Source organism: Fischerella major NIES-592, assembly GCF_001904645.1.
Classification (GTDB): Bacteria; Cyanobacteriota; Cyanobacteriia; order Cyanobacteriales; family Nostocaceae; genus Fischerella; species Fischerella thermalis.
This window is the reverse complement of the sequence record NZ_MRCA01000012.1, coordinates 82506-101155: the sequence shown is the minus strand read 5'-3', so window position 1 is coordinate 101155 and position 18650 is coordinate 82506. Positions and strand designations below refer to the sequence as shown.

The following is an 18650-nucleotide window of genomic DNA, read 5'->3' as shown; positions in this document are numbered from 1 at the left end:
AGATACTAATACTCATCTTTACATGATACGGTAATCACCTAGTTCATTTTTGTAAAGTAACGATAAATTTTTCATGAAAACCATTATGATTGATTAGACAAGTACACTTAATACTACTTACAATACATCAGAACTAAGTAGAACGAAAAAATAAACACCAGCCTATAAAGTAGGTATTCAACTAAAAAAGTGCTTATGCTTTGCCTGGTGACAACCTTCACAAAAAAACATTATGCATTACTCACTGTTTCATCAAAATAAATAACTGAAAATATGAGTACTATTGTTAAAAAGCTACGAAATCACGTTTTAAAGAATTTGTATCAAATTTCGTTCTTGCAAAATAAAGCTGAGCAGACTTATGAAGCTGCTGTTAAGCAGCACTCAGTAAATTTATCTGTTCTTTCAGTAGCTGATTTTAATTTAGTTGAGTCTATCATACGTGAAGGAGTAGTAGTAACTTCACTAGAAGCTTTATCTATTCCACATACAGAGAAAATGTTTTTGGCTGCACAAAAATTGATGCCAGAAGTAGCAAACAATGTGTGTGCAGAAGAACATGAATATGTTGTTCATGCTAATTTTGAACAAATGATGCAGCATCCAGAAATATTTATGTGGGGGCTGGAAAAACGTTTACTCGATATAGTTGAGAATTATATTGGTCTACCTGTAGCCTATCATGGAGCATATTTTCGCAGAGATCTTGCTAACTCTGTTGAGCGAAAATCTAGGCTATGGCATATAGACGTAGAAGACAGAAAAATTCTCAAGATAATTGTGTATTTAAATGATGTAGATGAAAATAGTGGTCCTTTTCAATATATTCCACAATCTTTAACTTCGACTGTAGCTCATTCTTTAAGATATAAACATGGTTACATTCAAGAAAAAAGATTGCAAAATGTTTTATCCCCATCTTTTTGGAAATCATGTACTGGTTCGGCTGGTACAGTAGTTTTTGCAGCTACTTCCAAAGTTTTTCACAGAGGGAAAATTCCTATAGATCAAGATAGATTCACAATCTTTTTTGACTATACAAGTAGACAACCTATGTATCCATTCTATTGTAAGTCATCCCTGCCTTGGGAAGACTTACTGTCACTAGCAGCAAAAGCAAATCTTTCCGAACACCAAAAGCAGTGTGTTTTTTGGCGTCCAAGTCTGTAAAAATTAAGTTTTAGCTATTATCTGCTGCATACGCTCCACCACACAACAGCAGAGATTAGGACTTGGGGCTAGTAAATTAAAAATGTAAAGAAAATAGGTTCTTTTTTGAGGTTTGAACTTAGATTTATCTTTACTAATTAAAGATTTTGAAAATACGCAGGATATAGCACAGTACCAGTTATATTTTTCAAAGCAGCAGGTTGCAACTCTAACGCCATAAAAACTTCATCAGGAAGAGATAATGATGATTGTAAGCCAAAGTTCCCTGCTGTTTGGAAACCAAAGCGTTGATAATAACGTGGATCGCCAACAACAATAACAATCGCATGATCTAATTCGCGACATTTTGACAAACCCACTTGCACCAATCTGCTACCAATACCTTGGTGCTGGTGTGATGGTTTTACTGCTAAAGGTGCTAGTGCTAGTGCTGGAATAGTTTTATTGGGTGTTTTAATGATAATCTGACTAAAAATAATGTGTCCTAATACTTCTTCTTTTTCTACTGCTACTAATGATAGTTCAGGTATAAAATTCTCCGATTTCCGAATAATATCTACAAGTTCAGCTACCTTAGCTTGCTCAAAAGCTTCTGTGATTAATTGGCGAATTGCTAAGATTTCTTTCTTACTTTCTGGAATAATATCAATCATTAACCTTTCAATAATAAATTAGGTGGGCACGAATGTAGAGACGTGCCATGACACGTCTCTACTAGTTAGGGTCATCATTTGTCATTGGTAAAAAAGTTTTGTCCGTATTTACTTTTTCTAATGTAGTTAAGTTTCTTTCCACTCATCTGACTTTAAATTAAGTTCACCCCGTCCTATCGGACACCCCTCTCCTTATTAAGGAGAGGGGTAGCGGGTGAGGTTTTTCCTTCATTTTGGTGTACACAGTTTATCTTGGCTGGTTATTTGTGATTTTTTGATTATAAAATCAAGCTGACTTCAATGGAATGATACCTTGATCAAAAATACGGTTCGCTGTATCAATACCACTAACTTCTATGCGATCTGCAAACACTTCATAAGCTGCAAAACTCAATCTTTCCGCAGAATACTCCGTCCATTCATTTTTACCAACAGAACGAGTACCTGCACCACCGCCACAAGTTAAATAAGTTGTGCCATTAATGACACGGGTACGTTCATAATGGTGTTCATGTCCATTGATATAAAGTTGCACACCATATTTTTGAAATAAAGGAGTAAAAATTTGAATAAAATCTGGGTTGCTACCATAGACACCTGATGCATAAATGGGATGATGACCAAAAACAATTTTCCAGGTAGCATTACTACGGCTTAATTCTTTTTCTAACCAATTTAGCTGGCTAATCCAGTCAGCATTACTATTAGTATCTAGTGCGAAAAACTGGATTTTATTCCGACCAAATGTGTAGTAGCGCCCTTGCATATTAAAGCCTGCATATTTAACTTGCAAGTCTCCATTGGCAGTGCGAATATCGTGATTTCCTAAAGCAGCTTGAAATTTTACACCTTGCTTTAGTAATGGAGCATAGGGACGCTCAAAGACTGCGTTGATTTTCTCAATTTCGCCGTTGGTATAGATATTATCTCCTGCTAAGATAACCAAATTATAAGGATTTTTGCTGTGATAATTAGCCATTGCTCTAGCTACAGCATATTGCCCTCTTGCACCTGTACCTGTATCTGCTACAGAAACAAAACGTAATAATAAATCTTTTTTGGTAGATGGATTTGCAGCTATTACCTTTGAGATTTGCTCGCTACTTTGACCAATAATCCCACGACTAATACTAGCTAAAAATCCTACACCGATCGCACCGAGTCCACTTAAAAATAAAAATTGACGACGTTTTAGTTTCATGTTTGGCAAAAATCATTAATTAGTCAGTTTAACCCAAGCATTGAAATGATACATTAAGGCTGGGGAGGTAGCAGCCACAATATAAATCTTTGATTAGCTGCTCTAGGTGAAAGTTCCATGTCACAGGACAATCAGAATTCACAACTACCTTCTTCGCCACAACCGCAAGATCATACATCTCGTCAGAGAAATCACCAAAGGGGACAGTCTTTTTGGAAGACTAAAACTATCCAAATTCTCAAAGGCGCGATCGCAGTTTTAGAAACGACAGTAGATAAGCTAGAAACAGAATCACCTCCAGGTGATGTATCTCTCAACTGGTGGAGTAGACTATTAGCCAAAATCCGTTCTTACTTACCAGCAAATTTCTCAGAAAAGTTGTCAGATACAGCCTTGACAGGGGCGATCGCTATTTTTGCTGTCATCCTAGTTTGGGCTACTTCCACCATTTTCCCAGGCAAACCCACCGAAATTGCCACCACTTCCCCTACTTCTCCTACCTCCCTCACCTCCCCATCTCCAGAACCATCTCTAACTGAAGAACCAACCGTAGCAGAAACACCACCAGAGGAAGAACCCACACCAATACCAGAACCAGAACCAGAAGTAACTCCAACACCCACACCCACAATTGACAACCAACCAGCAACGATAGTATTAACACCAGAACAAATTCTAATTGCAACGATTGAAAATCAAGTAGCAGAAGTTAGCGATCGCTTTGCTTCTGGACTCATAAAATCGATCCAAGCTAACTTTCTCACTAGCAATTTGGATATCAAAATTGGCGATGATTGGTACACCCTCAGCGAATCCGAACAGAATAAACTCGCAGCCGAAATCCTCCAACGTTCTCAAGAACTGGACTTTACCCATCTAGAAATTAGCGACTCACAAAATAGGCTTGTTGCACGTAACCCTGTTGTGGGTAGTGAAATGGTAATTTTTAGAAGACAAGCCTAAGAGTGGTCAATTGTCAATTGTTAGTAGTTGGTTGTTGGTGGTTAGTGGTTAATGGCTACTAATCCCCATCACCCCTACCCTACGGGAAGCCGCGCAGAGCGCGTCTACACCCCATCACCTAATTTAATATCCTCTTGCTGATCCTTCACCACGTGGATCGGCTGCTGCTTCTAAACTTCCATCAGACGTAACTGCGATCGCGTTAATATTACCCCAAGGCTGGGTTTGTTTAATTTTGTGTCCCCGACGCTGTAATTCTACCAAGGTGAGAGCATCCAAACCAAAGGGTTCGACTCGCAACTCATCAGGAAGCCACTGATGATGGATGCGAGGGACAGAAACGGCTGCGCCTACATCCATGTTGTATTCCAGCACATTTAGAATGACTTGCAGTACTTGGGTAATAATAGTACCACCACCAGGCGCACCCACCGCTAAACGTAGGCGGCCATTTTCAGTCACAATCGTCGGAGTCATGCTAGATAAAGGTGTTTTGCATGGCGCGATCGCATTAGCTTCGTTACCCAGTAAACCAAAAGCATTCGGTACTCCCGGTGCAGCGGCAAAATCATCCATTTCATTATTAAGTACAATTCCCGTCCCATCAGCAACCACAGCAGCGCCAAATCCCAAGTTAACAGTAAAAGTTAGACTTACGGTGTTGCGTTGTGCATCTACAACGTTAAGATGACTGGTTTCTGTAGACTCGTAGCGGGGTTTGTAGAATGTTTCCTGGGTGTTGTGAGTGATCATCAAAGAATTACTTGCAGAAATTAGTCTCGATTTCTGCCTACACAGAAGAGGTTGAGGAGTAAGATTCTGCTGTAATTTTATATTCGCAGGCTTGACTTCAGTTGCAGCCCTAGCTCTATTCATTGTAATTTCAGCCCGACGCAGTTGGGCATAGGCAGGGCTGAGTAATTGTTGTATAGGTACTTTGACAAAATTAGGATCGCCTAACAATTGTGAGCGATCAGCATAAGCAATTTTCATTGCTTCTACCATCAGGTGGATGGCATCTGGATGACGCCATCCTAAAGATTTTAAATCAGTGGAACCGATAATATTGAGCATTTGTAATAAATGCACGCCTCCAGAAGAAGGAGGTGGCATGGAGCAAATTCTTGCTTGGCGAAAATTGCCACATACAGGAGTGCGCCAGATGGGTTGGTAGGATTTCAAGTCTTCTAGAGTTACCAAACCACCATTTTTTGCCATGTCAGTAGCTATGGCACGGGCGATATTTCCAGTATAAAAACTGCGGGGGTTCTGGGAGATTGCTGTTAAAGTTTTTGCCAAGTCACGCTGTACTAATTTTTCTCCTGGTTGATACAATTCCCCGTTGCGAGTGAAAATTGCCCGTGCTGCTGGGTTAGTGAGAATTGCTTGCTTGCGAGTTTGGTGGGCTGTGATCGAACGCCACGTTACATGAGGACTCAGGATAAACCCATCTTTGGCAAGAGCGATCGCAGGTTTTACAACTTCTGCCCAAGGCAATTTACCATAACGTTGATGTACTTCGTACAGTCCTGCCACCGTCCCTGGTGTTGCTACTGCTAAGTGACCATTTATACTTAGATTCGGACGCACTTTACCTTGGGCATCCAAATACATATTTCTCGTTGCTTTGAGTGGGGCGCGTTCGCGAAAATCTAAAGCTTTAATTTCTCCTGTTTTGGCATCGCGAAACAGCAAAAAGCCACCGCCACCAATTCCCGCCGAAAAAGGTTCTACCACGGAAATAGCAAAAGTCGTCGCTACAGCTGCATCAATTGCATTACCACCTTTGCGTAAGATTTGCAACCCTGCGTTACTGGCGAGGGGATGAGCAGACACCACCATAGCTTTTTTGGTGCGTAGGGGTAAGCTAATGGTGGCAGTTACTTGTTTGTGGTTGTAAAAAAGTGATGCAGAAAAACACAGGTAATATACAAAAAGTAAAACCTGTGTGTGGGGACGGAATTTGGGCATTTTGATTACATACAGCACTCACCCAAGTATCACATAGATGATGATTTTCTCAAATCACCTCAATTTATTCTCTGTTGTGAATTGGAGAGGTGACAGAATATATATGTTTTGAAAATCGATCACCGATGCACACAGATGGACACCGATGGACTGTGATAGATTTTGGGTGTGTGCGGGTATAAGGGGTGACTCATGCTGACATTAAGTTGTAAATATTACACCGATGCACTCTGATAGATTTGGGGTGTGCGTGAGTATAAGGGGCGGCTTCTGCCAACATTAAGTTGTGAATCGAACACTGATGCACACAGATGCACACAGATGGATTTTGGGTGTGCGTTTATGTTATCTTTTGGTAAAAAAATTCATGTTGTGAGTAATTTGTGATTAATAATGACTACCTGATTTCCGATGCTGAATGGCGGTGACACCCGTTGGTTCTAAGACTTCGCCTTTATCTACAGTGGCATAAATTAACCAGCGATCGCCACATTCGGTTCGTTTTTGCACAGTACATTCTAGATAGGCAAGGGCATCACAAAGAATCAAGCAACCGTTATTAGCTGTTTTGGTTGCTAATTGAGCAAAAGGATGATCACCCGGCGTACTGTGGTAGGAAAAGTAGCGTCTGAGGTTACGTCCTTCTTTGAGAATATTCAGGACAAATTGATCACCAGGATGAATCATGGCATCGGCATTTTGATCTTGGGCGATCGCAATCATTAAACCGGGAGGGTTGAAAGTAGCCTGAGATACCCACGATGTGAGGATTCCACTGTGGCTATCTCCGCGGCGAGTACTAATAACACACAAAGAACCAATAATGCGTCCAACGGCTTGTTCTGTCCGGTCTACTTGCGCTGCTGTTAACGCTTGGCGGGGACTGCGGAGTTTCTTTTTCTTTTTCAAGACTTGGGCAAATTCTGCTCCCGCATCCTGGCATTGTTGCAAAGTGAACTCAGTAGGACTGAAGCGAATGCGGATAGTGTTAAACCCTAAGCGGTAATTGGCATCTAATAGTTTACTTTCAATCAGGTCGATCGCTTCCCCACTCCAACCGTAGGAACCAAATACACCCGCTAATTTGGTTTTCGCCGCCGCCGAGAGGACAATTCCCAAAGCAGTTTGAATTTGGGTGGGTGCATGGCCGCCTAAAGTAGGAGAACCGATGATAAAGCCATCGCAAGCTTCAATGGCGCGAGTAATTTCACTGGGTTCTGCTAGTTCGCAGTTGATAGATTCGACTGCAACTCCAGTTTGAATTAATCCTTGGGCGATCGCCTGTGCTAAAGTTGCCGTGTTACCGTAGGCAGAAGCATAAAGCAAGGCTACTCGCAATTCTTGATTTTTTTGTTCCTGACACCATTGGCGGTAATCGTAACTAAAGCGACTGAGACTGTAGCGAACAATCGGCCCGTGACCAGGGGCGTAATATTTCGCTTTTAGAGGTGCTAATTTATCTAAAGCTGCTTCTACTTGTTTGGCTTGGGTGGCGTGGAGACATTCAAAATAATAGCGGCGATCGCCATCCAGTTGTTTCCAATCTTCATCAAACAGGACATCACTACAGACATGTACGCCAAACAACTTGTCAGTATAAAGAATGCGAGTAGCAACGTCGTAAGTACACATACCATCTGCCCATCGGGGAGTCGGTACTGTGACAAATTGCAATTGATGTTCGCCGCCCAAGTTAAGAGTATCTTCGGAACGAACAAGTTGTATTTTTGACTCCCAGTCAGGAAAGGTGTTTTTCAGGACATTTGCACCAGGTTTAGAACAGACAATCTTGACTTGGGGTGCTTTTTCCATCAAGACTTTGAGAGTTGCCATCCGGTTAGGATTGACGTGATTGAGAATGATGTAATCCAACTTACCCAAATCTTGGTGTTTCTGTAACTCTTCTAAAAAAATCTGGGTAAAAGACTCACCAGGAGGATCAATCAAAGCAGTTTGCTGGGCTTGAATCAAATAAGAATTGGCTGTAGTGCCTTTTTGACGGGCGTATTCAACCTCAAACTTGAGACGTTCCCAAGTTCGCGATCGCAAAACTAAAGTATTAATACCAATTTCAGCAACTTGAACATCACGGGGACGACTGAGAGTTGGGATTACAGTTGAGAAAGACATAGTAAAGGTTGGTGGTTGTAGAGACGTAAGTAAATCAGTAAGCTATTGTGCAAACGGAATAACCCATCCGTGTGCATCGCCTTGCACGGTGTTCGATCTTCCAAACAAAACCTTGCGCTAATTCAAAAATCAGAATGGCCCATTTCTTTAGCAAGACGTCTCTTATAACGCCTCGAAACTTCTTGTTCAGGATCAATACCTTCAAAAGTTGGAGGTAGCCAAACCCTCAGCACCATCAACACACCCAATACCAGTAAAAATGCGCAAGCAGCCAATACTTGCATAAACGTCGTTTCTAATACACCCCGTACAATCATTTCTCGGAGTACAGAAACAATCGAAACTTCCACAGCAACCCCAATCGAAACTCGTTGCTCTTGCAAGTAAATAATCAGCAGACGGAATAACTCGACTAAAATCAGCAATGATAGGATATCTGCTGTCACAACGTGGAAGTGGATCGGGGGGATAAGAGAAAGGAACATAGTCCAGATTTGCAGCACCATAAAGCTAAATAGCCCGATGCACAAAGAAATCACAATTAAATCTTGAACAAATTCCAGTGCTTGCACAATCCGACCTAAATTCAACCAACTTTCTCGCTTAACAGGTTTGACAGGCAAATCTTTCAGCAATTGCATCATGTAATAACTCCAGTGCGGGAGGTGGGGAGTGGGGGGAGTGGGGGGAGTGTGAGGAGTGAGGGGAGTGTGAGGTGTGGGGGAGTGTGAAGAGTGGGGGGAGTGGGGGGAGTGAAAGAAATAATATTTATTCTTGTATTTCTCATACCTCTCATACTCCTCATACTTCTCACACCCCTCATACCCCTCACACTCCTCATACCCCTCATACCTTAATAATGGTTACCAACCTTCCGATGATGGACGGCGGTGAGGGCGTCTAGTTTGGCGACTCTACCAGTGTGGACGTTGCTGTAAATGATCCAGTGATCGCTGCACTCCATGCGGGTTGTGACTTCACATTCCATGTATGCTAGGGCATCTGCCAAAATGGGACAGCCATTGCTAGCGGGATAAGTTTTGATATCTGCAAACCGATCTGCACCGGGGGGAAAACGCTTGAGGAAGTGTTTCATTAAGCTTTGGTAGTTGTCTTCCTCAAGGACGTTGAGAATAAAGCGATCGCCTACATGCAGCAAGGATTCTATTGCCCGATCTTTGGCAACTGCAATGGCAACTCCTAAGGGATTCATACTTGCTTGCATCACCCAGGAGGCTAACATGGCACTACTAACATCGCCTTTTTGGGCAGTCAGAATGTAGAGTCCACTGCTTAGTCTTCCTAATGCCCGTTCTAAGTCATTATCTAGAGTTTTAATTTGCTTAATGGTGCGATCGCGCGTTAACCATTGTCCGATATCAGTTCCTGCTTCATCACACATTTGTTCAGTTGCTTGTGTGGGCGGTTCTTTGATCAAAATTGGGGGAAAAGCTTCGGTGAGTCCAATTTCTTGAAACTTGTTCCGTAGGGGATAAATTGGTTCATCTTCCCCACCACCAGTTTCAAACAGCCCGACTGCTTGTTTGTTGTGGGCGGCGGCGAGAATGGTACTTAAAGCTGCATGGGCATTTTGATCAGATTGGGATGGCATTCCAATCACTAAACCGGTTGCTTGGTTGACTAATTCCCGGACTTCTTGGGGTTCAGTAGTACTTAAATCTACCAGTTCTACTGCAACACCATTTCTTGTGATCCCATGAGCGATCGCCCTTGCTAATTGGTCGCTGTATCCGTAATCTTCACAGTAGAAGAGGGCTACTAAGGTATCTGTTTTGGCTTGCTCCTGGCTCCATTTTTGATAGTAATTCACCCAGTCTAAGAGGTGGTGTTGTAATAAAGGGCCGTGTCCCGTGGCAATCATGCCGACATCTAATTTTTCCATCCGCTTGATTGCAGACAACACAGAACGGGCATTTGGCCCCATCAGGCAATCATAATAATATTTAAAATCTTGTTCTATTAGTTCTGGATCTTCGTCAAAGGTATGGTCATCACAGTAGTGCATTCCAAAAGCATCACAAGTATAAAGGATGCGGGTTTTGGCATCGTAGGTAAAAATAGTATCTGGCCAATGCAGATTGGGAGCGGAGACAAATTCTAACTCATGTCCGTTGCCTAAATCCAAGCGATCGCCATTCTTGACGATTAAAGATGAGAATGGCTGATGTACCATGTTTTCTAAAAATTGGATGGCAACCTTGGCCCCTACTACTGTGACTTGGGGGGCTAACTGCAATACCTCTTTCACCAGTCCACTGTGATCTGGTTCGGTATGGCTAATAATTAAGTAGTCGAGGGTTGAGAGGTCAATTAATCCTTTGACCACATCTAAGTATAATTGCTGAAACTTGCGGTGAGAGGTATCAACCAGGGCAGTCTTTTCACCTTGGATGAGAAAGGAATTATAGGTTGTACCATTCTGCAATCCAAACTCAATATCAAAGCGATCGCGATCCCAATCTAGAGAACGAATAGCGATCGTCTCAACCCCAATCTCAATTGTTTGCATGGTCAAGCGACCTTGGGGTTTGGTATTTTCACGAGCAGTTAGTGCAACCATACGCTGCTGCCTCCAGCAATCTTCGTAATAATGCTTTACCTTATTTAATGTTTATCTGGATGCACTAGATTTGTAAAATGTCAATTTCTAAAGACTGTTATTAGTTATTTTAAATATTGGATACATATTTATTAGCTGATGCTTATCATAAAGTTTGTGCGATTAACAAGCCTAGCAAAGAGCGATCGCCTCAACGGTAACACCGTGAGTCAGACACTCAGTGAAGACGCAAATGCCCAACGCCAACCATAAATGGAGGTAGCCCCCTAGCAGCGATCCAGACAAGCCACCCAGTGTTGCAGCTAAAATTAGCGCTCGATAATGGTTTGCATTAATTTGTAGTATTTTTAAACGCAAAGGATCGCAAAGGAGAACGCTAGGGAGCGCAGAGTTTAGCTACGGGAATTTCGCTAAAAATGCGACTTTATACTAAATACAGCAATGCAAGCAATTCAAACACGGTACTTTGCCAGTTCGCCTGGTGTTATGGTATCCAACACAGTTTCCTTAGTAAAGTAGCCCAAACCCTGAATAATTCGAGCAACGCAGCCAGTCCATCCAGTTTGGTGACTCGCACCGATTCCTGCCCCATTATCCCCGTGGAAATATTCGTAGAACAGAATTAGATCGCGCCAGTGCGGATCTGTCTGGAACTTTTCACTACCGCCATAGACCGGACGGCGACCGGATTTATCCTTGAGAAAAATACTCACAATTCGCTCGCTGATTTGCTGGGTGATGTCAAACAGCGATAGGTATTTACCAGATCCTGTGGGGTATTCAACGGTAAAGGCATCGCCGTAGTAGCTATAGAGATGAAGTAGCGATCGCAACAGCAAAAGATTGACAGGCATCCAGATGGGACCGCGCCAGTTAGAATTGCCACCGAACATACCTGAGGTAGAGTCACCGGGAACGTATCCTACTTTGTACTCCTGTCCCGCGTGATAGAAGTAGTAGGGATGTTCCAAGTGATAACGGGAAAGAGAACGAATCCCGTAATCGCTCAGAAACTCTGATTTATCCAGCATTGTGGAGAGAACACGGCGCAGTTTGTCTTCGTTCAAGATAGACAACATCAGTCGTCCTCGCTCCCCAAGCTGATTGGGGAGATGGACTTTTTGAGTCAGTTCGGGATGCTGCAAAATGAACTTTTGTGCCTCTGCTTGAAAGCGTGGCAGTTTTTCAAAGGCTTCACGTGGGAAGACGGCTACTGCCATCAGTGATAATAAGCCCACCAATGATCGCACTTTTAAGCGGGTGGAGTTGCCGTTAGGAAAGCGCAACACATCGTAGAAGAAGCCATCTTCTTCATCCCACAGTTCGTCATGGTGTTCACCAATCCGATCCATAGCTCCAGCAATCCACATGGTATGTTCAAAAAACTTGATTGCAAAGTCTTCGTAGAGCGGATCGTGGAGTGCCAGTTCAATCGCAATCTGGAACATGCGCTGACTGAAGAACACCATCCAGGCTGTCCCGTCTGCTTGATCGAGGTAGCCGCCTGTGGGTAACGCTGAGCTGCGATCAAATACTCCTATGTTGTCCAGTCCCAAAAATCCACCTTGAAATAAATTATTGCCACCTTCGTCTTTGCGGTTGACCCACCAAGTGAAGTTGATCAGCAATTTGGAAAAGGCGTATTTGAGGAATTCAATATCGCCCACACCGTTGTTCCGTTCGCGATCGCGGGTGTAAATTTCCCAGGTGGCAAAGGCATGTACAGGTGGATTCACATCGCCAAAGTTCCATTCATAGGCAGGAATTTGCCCGTTGGGATGCAAGTAATCTTCCTGTAGCATCAGCATCAGTTGATCTTTGGCAAAGTCCGGATCGATTAAACTAATAGGGATCACGTGAAATGCCAAATCCCAGGCCGCATACCAGGGATATTCCCACTTGTCTGGCATGGAAATAATATCATCGTTATACATATGAAACCAATCGCTGTTCCGCACGTGCTTCCTGTGGGCTGCTAGCGTCCAAGGGGTAACGTTGCGCTCCCTCAGCCATTGATTCAGGTCGTAGTAAAAGTATTGTTTTGTCCACATCATCCCAGCCAGTGCCTGCCGCATGACATTGGTGCGATCGCTATCTGCTAAAACTGATGGTGGAATCACAGTCTTATAGAATTCATCTGCTTCCTGAATACGAGTCACAAACGTTTGCTCGAAGTCGGTGCTAAATGGCTCCGCCACCTGATCTGGAGCATGTTTTGAGAGGCGCAATCGGATCACCTTTGTCTCGTTTGCCCCAACATTAATTTTGTAATGGGGTGAAACTTTTGTGCCAACATTGCTGGGATTAATGGCATCTTGCTGCCCATGCACAATGTAATTGTTGATGCCGTCTTTCACATAGGGGCTGGCATTGGGTGTGCCAAATAATCGCTGATTGTTTGTTTCATTCTCCGTAAACAGCAGCGCAGGTATACCATCACAGTAGAAGTAGTAATCGCTGATGTGTTGATTCAGCAGGGTATCTGTAATGTGGGCATGAACCACACTGTTAGCCGTTCCCTCAACCTTTGTTAATACAGGCTTGGCTCCACCATCTGCCCAAGACCAAGTGTTACGAAACCAAAAGGTTGGTAGCACATGAATGGTAGCGGCTTCAGACCCCCGGTTGACAATGCTGATTTTAATCAAAATATCTTCGGCATCTGCTTTGGCGTATTCTACAAACACATCAAAGTAGCGATCGTCGTCAAAGATGCCTGTATCTAACAACTCGTATTCCAGTTCATAACGGCTACGGCTACGATTGGTGTTAACTAAATCATTGTAAGGAAACTCTGCCTGGGGGTATTTGTAGAGGTACTTCATGTACGAGTGGGTGGGCGTGCTATCGATATAAAAGTAGTATTCTTTTACATCTTCGCCGTGGTTGCCTTCGCCGTTGGTCAACCCAAACAACCGCTCTTTGAGGATGGGGTCTTTGCCATTCCATAGCGCCAGTGCAAAGCAGAGTAAGTTGTGGTTATCGGTGAGCCCGCCTAGTCCATCTTCGCCCCAACGATACGCTCGCGATCGCGCATGATCGTGCGGGAAGTAATTCCAAGCATTCCCATCAACACTATAATCTTCGCGCACCGTTCCCCACTGGCGTTCACTCAAATATGGTCCCCATTTGTACCAATCGACTTTGCCAGTACGGTTTTGTTCGAGCCGTTGTTTCTCTACGGTCATAGAAGACTCAAGCGCGATCGCGATCATTTTTTACTTTAACTAAGGCTGTAACTCCTCAAGTATCTACGTCATAGAAGACTCAAGCGCGATCGCGATCATTTTTTACCTACTTTGCTGTAGCTCTTGCCAATTCATTTGGAGTCAAAGACTGAATTAGACTTAAGCTCATATTCTGGTTAGAGATATATTTAGCATAGCCAGCATTCAAATAGGGAGAGTATCTCGATATGCCACCAACGTAAGTTTGCAAAAAAGGCATACTTAACATGCTTACATAACGACGTGCTTGCCTTGGATCATCTCCAATTAAGTTTGAAGGTAACGGTACTTGTTTAGAAGCATTACTACTCTCGCCGATACTAGAAAAATGTGTTCCACCGGCAAGTAAGACGAGATACTTGTGAGAATTTGTAATCCACGAGAAGGGTTGTATTTGCTCATATAAGGCAGGTGCGATCGTATCATCACTGCCAGCAACTATCATGACTGGAATTTTAATTTGACTTAAGCCCGCTTCACCAAAGATACTGCTGGTAATTGGGTTAATTGCAATCACAGCTTTAACTCGCTCATCTCGCAGGTTATAGCTAATACCATAGTTCTTGCCATGCAATTCTAAGGCACGACACTGGAATAGCAAAGACATGTTCCAAGTCTGCTGGAGTTTCTGTTCGTGACAGTCTTTATTTAATTTCTTAAAGTTAATCTTTGCACCAGCTAAAGCTAAAGCTGTGTAACCACCAAAAGATTGCCCAATTACACCTACTTGTTGTAGGTTTAGCCGATTCTTAAAGTTAGCATCATTCTCTAATCGATCTAATATATATTTTATGTCCAAAGGACGGTTGTAAAATTCTTCCGCTTGTGATATTTCTTTGGCACTGCCGTTAAGTAGCGATCGCAGTTGTTGAGTATTGCTACCCGGATGGTTGGGAACAACAACAGCAAAACCGTGGGAAGCTAGATACTCAGCTAAGTATTGAAAGTTGCTGCTGTCTGTACCTAAACCGTGAGAAATAACGATCACGGGTACTTTGGTGCGGGCGTTAGGAAGATAAACATCGCTCAATAAAAGTCGTTCCCGCCCTCTTGCGCCATCTATTTGATTCAACGAGGTTTTTGTCACAACAAATTTTCCCTGACGCCGTACATCTGGCAATTGGGAAAGATTAAATGATGATGGCATCCTGGCAGCTTCTGTGGCAGACTTTTGCAAAACTGCTTCTACGGCGCGGTTAGTGTCATCCACCATTTTTGTTAGTTCTGCTGCAATACCCAGAGTACGCGCTAAGTCAATATGAATGCTGGAATTGGGATACTTCCGCACCAAATTTAGTAGTGTTAAGCCTCCTGGTTCATTTGCTGCTAAAATCAACGCCGATCGCAAAGCATGGAATCCTGATTTTGGTTGGCGAGATTCGGTTCTAATCACTCCTCCCAAGCGTTTTAGCAAAAATTCTCCCTGCGGTGTATGGAGAAATTGTGATACTGCCACAGGATGAACCTTAATCGGACTAATTAATACCCGCCGCAACTCCTGAAGTTGTTCTGGTTTGAGAAATTGGGTATAAACTGCCAATTCTTCATCTACTACGCCATTTGTGGCGAAGTTTTCCAAGGCTGTAACGGAAACAGAACGTTCTATGGCTGAATAAGATCCATAAATTCGCTCTGCTGCCAAGGCTGAATGACTCAACCCAAAGGTTGGCAGCACCGTAGATAGAACCAGCAACTGCCAATTTTTTGTGAGGGTGCTGACCCACTTACTAAACAAGCTATTCATCGTTCAACCATACACAGTGATGTTGTTGACGAGGCGTGTATTGTGGTAGTTATTCCTACACCCTGGGTTTAGTTTTTGTGATGCGCCTCTAATGTACGGATTTTTTGCAGTTTCTGGAAATTTAGAAATTCAATATTGAACTTTAGTTAAGTTTACTGGATAAGTTGAGTTACTTATCTAGTCGTCGAGCAAATCAGCTAGTTGACGCTAACGATGACATCATATCAAATAAAAAAAACATACGCTTGCGTATGCAAATCATAAATATTTAGAATCCTCTTAACTGAATTAAATCAAGAGTAATAGTACTGATTAAATAAAATTTAACTAGCGTTTACCCAAAGCGTTCGCTACTGAACTAGTGATAACTAAAACTGTTCCTAACATTCCTACCAGGGTTAATTTTTCGGGAGCGATTAAATTAGGTGCGATTACTGATATAAATTCTACTGACAATAAAGTGATAATCGGAGTCGAAGCCAATACAGCACTTACGCATGATACTTCCCAATGTTCCAAAGCTTCCGAAAAAGCACCATAGGCAATCAGAGTATTTAAGGCACAAAAAAGTAATGTTGCAGCATGAAAGTAATCAAGATTAAATATTGTTTTTGGTTTTGCAAATACAGAGAAAAATAATGTACATCCTCCATAAATCATTAACATGATATTGGATGAAGATAAAGATTTTAATAACTTTTTTTGTGCTAAAGCATAGACTGCCCATGTGACTGCTGCTAAGATAATCACCACTGTCTCATCGGGATATAGGTTCAGCGTGAAAATTTTCGATTTGTTATGAAGGCGTTGCTGAATTTGGTCATGAATTATGTGTGCATACATTTCTGTAGTTCGATGCCAAATCATTGACCAGACGTAGAGACGTAGCAATGCTACGTCTCTACTACGTCTGGTCATACCCGTGAATTGTAAATTCATATCTATCTTGATTCAGCAACGCCGTTATGAATCAGGCTTTAGGAGATGGAGTGGCGATCGCTTTTGCAATTGGATTTTACAAAGCATTGGGAGTAGGTTTTTCTATTGAGAAATATTCTCATCCGATTAATCATCGCTATTCTACGGTAAAGGTCACTAGATAGCCTAATTACCGAGCAAAACATAAGCTTTGTGATATAACTAACCACTAACTACCAACCATTAACAATATATATGACTCGCGTCATCGGTTTAATAAGTGGCACATCTGTAGATGGTATAGATGCTGCTTTAGTAGATATTTCTGGTACAGGCTTTGATTTACAAGTAGAATTCGTAGCCGGAGCAACATATCCCTACCAAGATGATCTAAGAAAACGTATTTTGGCTGTTTGTGCTGGTCAAGCCATCTCAATGGCAGAGTTGGCAGAATTAGATGATGCGATCGCAATTGCTTTTGCTCAAGCCGCACAAAACATTCAAGTCGATCACCAACCAGCTAATTTAATTGGTTCTCACGGTCAAACAGTTTACCATCGACCAGCTGGTGTGGGAGATAGGGAAAACACTTCACCCCGCCATCGTTTAGGTTATACTCTCCAACTCGGTCGCGGTGCTGTCATTGCTCAATTAACAGGTATAACAACTGTAAATAACTTCCGTGTAGCAGATGTTGCTGCTGGTGGTCAAGGTGCGCCCCTTGTATCGCCTGTAGATGCTGCTTTGTTTAGTCATCCCCAAGAAGCACGTTGTATTCAAAATATTGGTGGTATTGGTAATCTTACTTATCTACCTCCTCGGCAAGATTCTCAGCCAGATCATTGGTTAGAAAAGATTCGTGGTTGGGATACCGGACCGGGAAATAGCTTATTGGATCTGGCAGTACAGTATTTAACAAATGGCACAAAAACCTATGATGAAAACGGCTCTTGGGCTGCTAGTGGAACCCCTTGTCATGCCTTAGTTGAACATTGGCTGGAGCAAGAGTACTTTCATCTGCCACCACCAAAGTCTACAGGCCGAGAATTATTTGGTGTTGATTACCTACAAGAGTGTATCAAAGATTCTGAACAATACCAACTCAATTCCGTAGATTTACTAGCAACCCTCACAGAACTAACAGCCGTTTCTATTGTTCACAATTACCGCTCTTTTTTACCAAAATTGCCAGAAAGAGTGTTTTTATGCGGTGGTGGTAGTCGCAATCTTTATTTAAAAAATCGCTTACAACAGCTTTTAGAACCAGTGCCAGTTTTAACAACAGATGAAGTTGGATTGAGCGCAGATTTCAAAGAAGCGATCGCCTTTGCAGTCTTAGCCTACTGGCGACAATTAGGCTTTCCCGGTAACTTACCAACTGTTACTGGAGCAAGCAAACGAGTATTGTTAGGAGAAATAAATTTTAGTCAATAGTCAATAGTCATTGGTCATTTGTTACTATTTATTCTCCTCACACTCCCCCCCCACTCCCCACACTCCTCACACTCCCCCACCTCCCCACCGATACTATGCTATCTTGGCGGTACTCGCTCAACGGCAAGGAATTTGACAAGGTGGCTCATACGTTTTTATTGCAACCCGGACGCTGGGTATTACAAGGGAGTTGGCTGGAACGCGATGGTCTACCAATCAATGTTAAGGGTATGACTTTGGTGGCTTGGAATCGAGATAATTGGTTCACAATGGCAACAAAGTTGATTTTTCCTGGTAGCGATCGCCCGGATATTGCCTTGCAGTATAAAGGACGTTTAGATGTAGGTGCGCGGCAGTATACTTTTTTACTACAACATAATATTTTAGGGCAAGTTGAAGGCGAGGGCTGGATTGGTTTAGATACAATTGTGCAGCGTTACTGGGTACTGAGCGATCGCGAACGTCGCAGCGGTTTTGAAACTCTACATCGAGTGAACGATGACAGCTACTACTTAACTAGTGGCATTATGGCTGGTCACTATTTAACTATCACAATGGAAGCGAGTCTAGAACGCCAGCGTACAAACTGAAAAATTGCCAAGTGTATAGTGCTTAATAATAACCGCTAACAACTGACTACCAACTACTAACTACTAAC

13 protein-coding genes and 1 pseudogene are annotated in these 18650 nt (G+C 42.6%); 5 read left to right on the top strand and 9 right to left on the bottom strand.

Annotated features, from left to right (window positions below; translation table 11 throughout):
* Nucleotides 1-273 precede the first annotated feature (273 nt).
* Nucleotides 274-1170 carry a phytanoyl-CoA dioxygenase gene (locus NIES592_RS18880; RefSeq protein WP_073556559.1) on the top strand — a complete coding sequence of 299 codons (897 nt, stop codon included), beginning with the start codon at nt 274-276 and terminating at the stop codon, nt 1168-1170.
* A 137-nt stretch (nt 1171-1307) separates the two neighbouring features.
* Here NIES592_RS18880 and NIES592_RS18875 read toward each other — a convergent pair whose 3' ends face one another.
* Together NIES592_RS18875 and NIES592_RS18870 are read right to left on the bottom strand one after the other, a co-directional pair.
* Nucleotides 1308-1823: a GNAT family N-acetyltransferase gene (locus NIES592_RS18875; protein ID WP_073556558.1), complete on the bottom strand. Its 516-nt coding sequence runs from the start codon at nt 1821-1823 to the stop codon at nt 1308-1310.
* A 286-nt stretch (nt 1824-2109) separates the two neighbouring features.
* The gene (locus tag NIES592_RS18870) at nt 2110-3024 is read right to left on the bottom strand and encodes a metallophosphoesterase family protein (RefSeq protein ID WP_073556557.1); all 915 of its coding nucleotides are present in this window, start codon (nt 3022-3024) and stop codon (nt 2110-2112) included.
* A 117-nt stretch (nt 3025-3141) separates the two neighbouring features.
* Between NIES592_RS18870 and NIES592_RS18865 the strand changes: the two genes are divergently transcribed.
* A complete protein-coding gene (locus tag NIES592_RS18865) occupies nt 3142-3987 on the top strand; it encodes a hypothetical protein (RefSeq protein WP_073556556.1) in 846 nt (281 codons plus the stop codon).
* A gap of 123 nt (nt 3988-4110) precedes the next feature.
* Here the strand turns inward: NIES592_RS18865 and ggt are convergent, their stop codons facing one another.
* The 7 genes and pseudogenes from ggt to NIES592_RS18830 all read right to left on the bottom strand — a co-directional run.
* Nucleotides 4111-5958 (bottom strand): gamma-glutamyltransferase, encoded by a 1848-nt coding sequence (gene ggt / locus NIES592_RS18860; RefSeq protein ID WP_073556555.1) that lies wholly within the window; start codon nt 5956-5958, stop codon nt 4111-4113.
* Nucleotides 5959-6345: 387 nt separating this feature from the next.
* The gene (locus NIES592_RS18855; protein ID WP_073556554.1) at nt 6346-8088 is read right to left on the bottom strand and encodes a diflavin flavoprotein; all 1743 of its coding nucleotides are present in this window, start codon (nt 8086-8088) and stop codon (nt 6346-6348) included.
* A gap of 122 nt (nt 8089-8210) precedes the next feature.
* Nucleotides 8211-8729: a phosphate-starvation-inducible PsiE family protein gene (locus NIES592_RS18850; RefSeq protein WP_062250437.1), complete on the bottom strand. Its 519-nt coding sequence runs from the start codon at nt 8727-8729 to the stop codon at nt 8211-8213.
* 212 nt (nt 8730-8941) lie between these two features.
* A complete protein-coding gene (locus NIES592_RS18845; protein WP_073556553.1) occupies nt 8942-10669 on the bottom strand; it encodes a diflavin flavoprotein in 1728 nt (575 codons plus the stop codon).
* Between the two features lie 452 nt (nt 10670-11121).
* A complete protein-coding gene (locus NIES592_RS18840) occupies nt 11122-13857 on the bottom strand; it encodes an MGH1-like glycoside hydrolase domain-containing protein (RefSeq protein WP_073556582.1) in 2736 nt (911 codons plus the stop codon).
* 106 nt (nt 13858-13963) lie between these two features.
* On the bottom strand, nt 13964-15640 hold the full coding sequence (locus NIES592_RS18835) for an alpha/beta hydrolase (protein ID WP_062244297.1): 1677 nt from the start codon (nt 15638-15640) through the stop codon (nt 13964-13966).
* Nucleotides 15641-15967: 327 nt separating this feature from the next.
* Nucleotides 15968-16390, bottom strand: a pseudogene (locus NIES592_RS18830) (EamA family transporter); the annotation flags it as partial.
* Nucleotides 16391-16605: 215 nt separating this feature from the next.
* Here NIES592_RS18830 and NIES592_RS25360 point away from each other — a divergent pair.
* From NIES592_RS25360 to NIES592_RS18820, 3 genes are all read left to right on the top strand, one after another.
* Complete coding sequence (locus tag NIES592_RS25360; protein ID WP_178379583.1) at nt 16606-16743, top strand: hypothetical protein; 138 nt, start codon at nt 16606-16608, stop codon at nt 16741-16743.
* 70 nt (nt 16744-16813) lie between these two features.
* Entirely contained in the window at nt 16814-17992 is a 1179-nt protein-coding gene (locus NIES592_RS18825) for an anhydro-N-acetylmuramic acid kinase (RefSeq protein WP_073556552.1), read from the top strand.
* 140 nt (nt 17993-18132) lie between these two features.
* Nucleotides 18133-18582, top strand: a complete 450-nt coding sequence (locus tag NIES592_RS18820; RefSeq protein WP_062244302.1) for a hypothetical protein — start codon at nt 18133-18135, stop codon at nt 18580-18582.
* Nucleotides 18583-18650 lie beyond the last annotated feature (68 nt).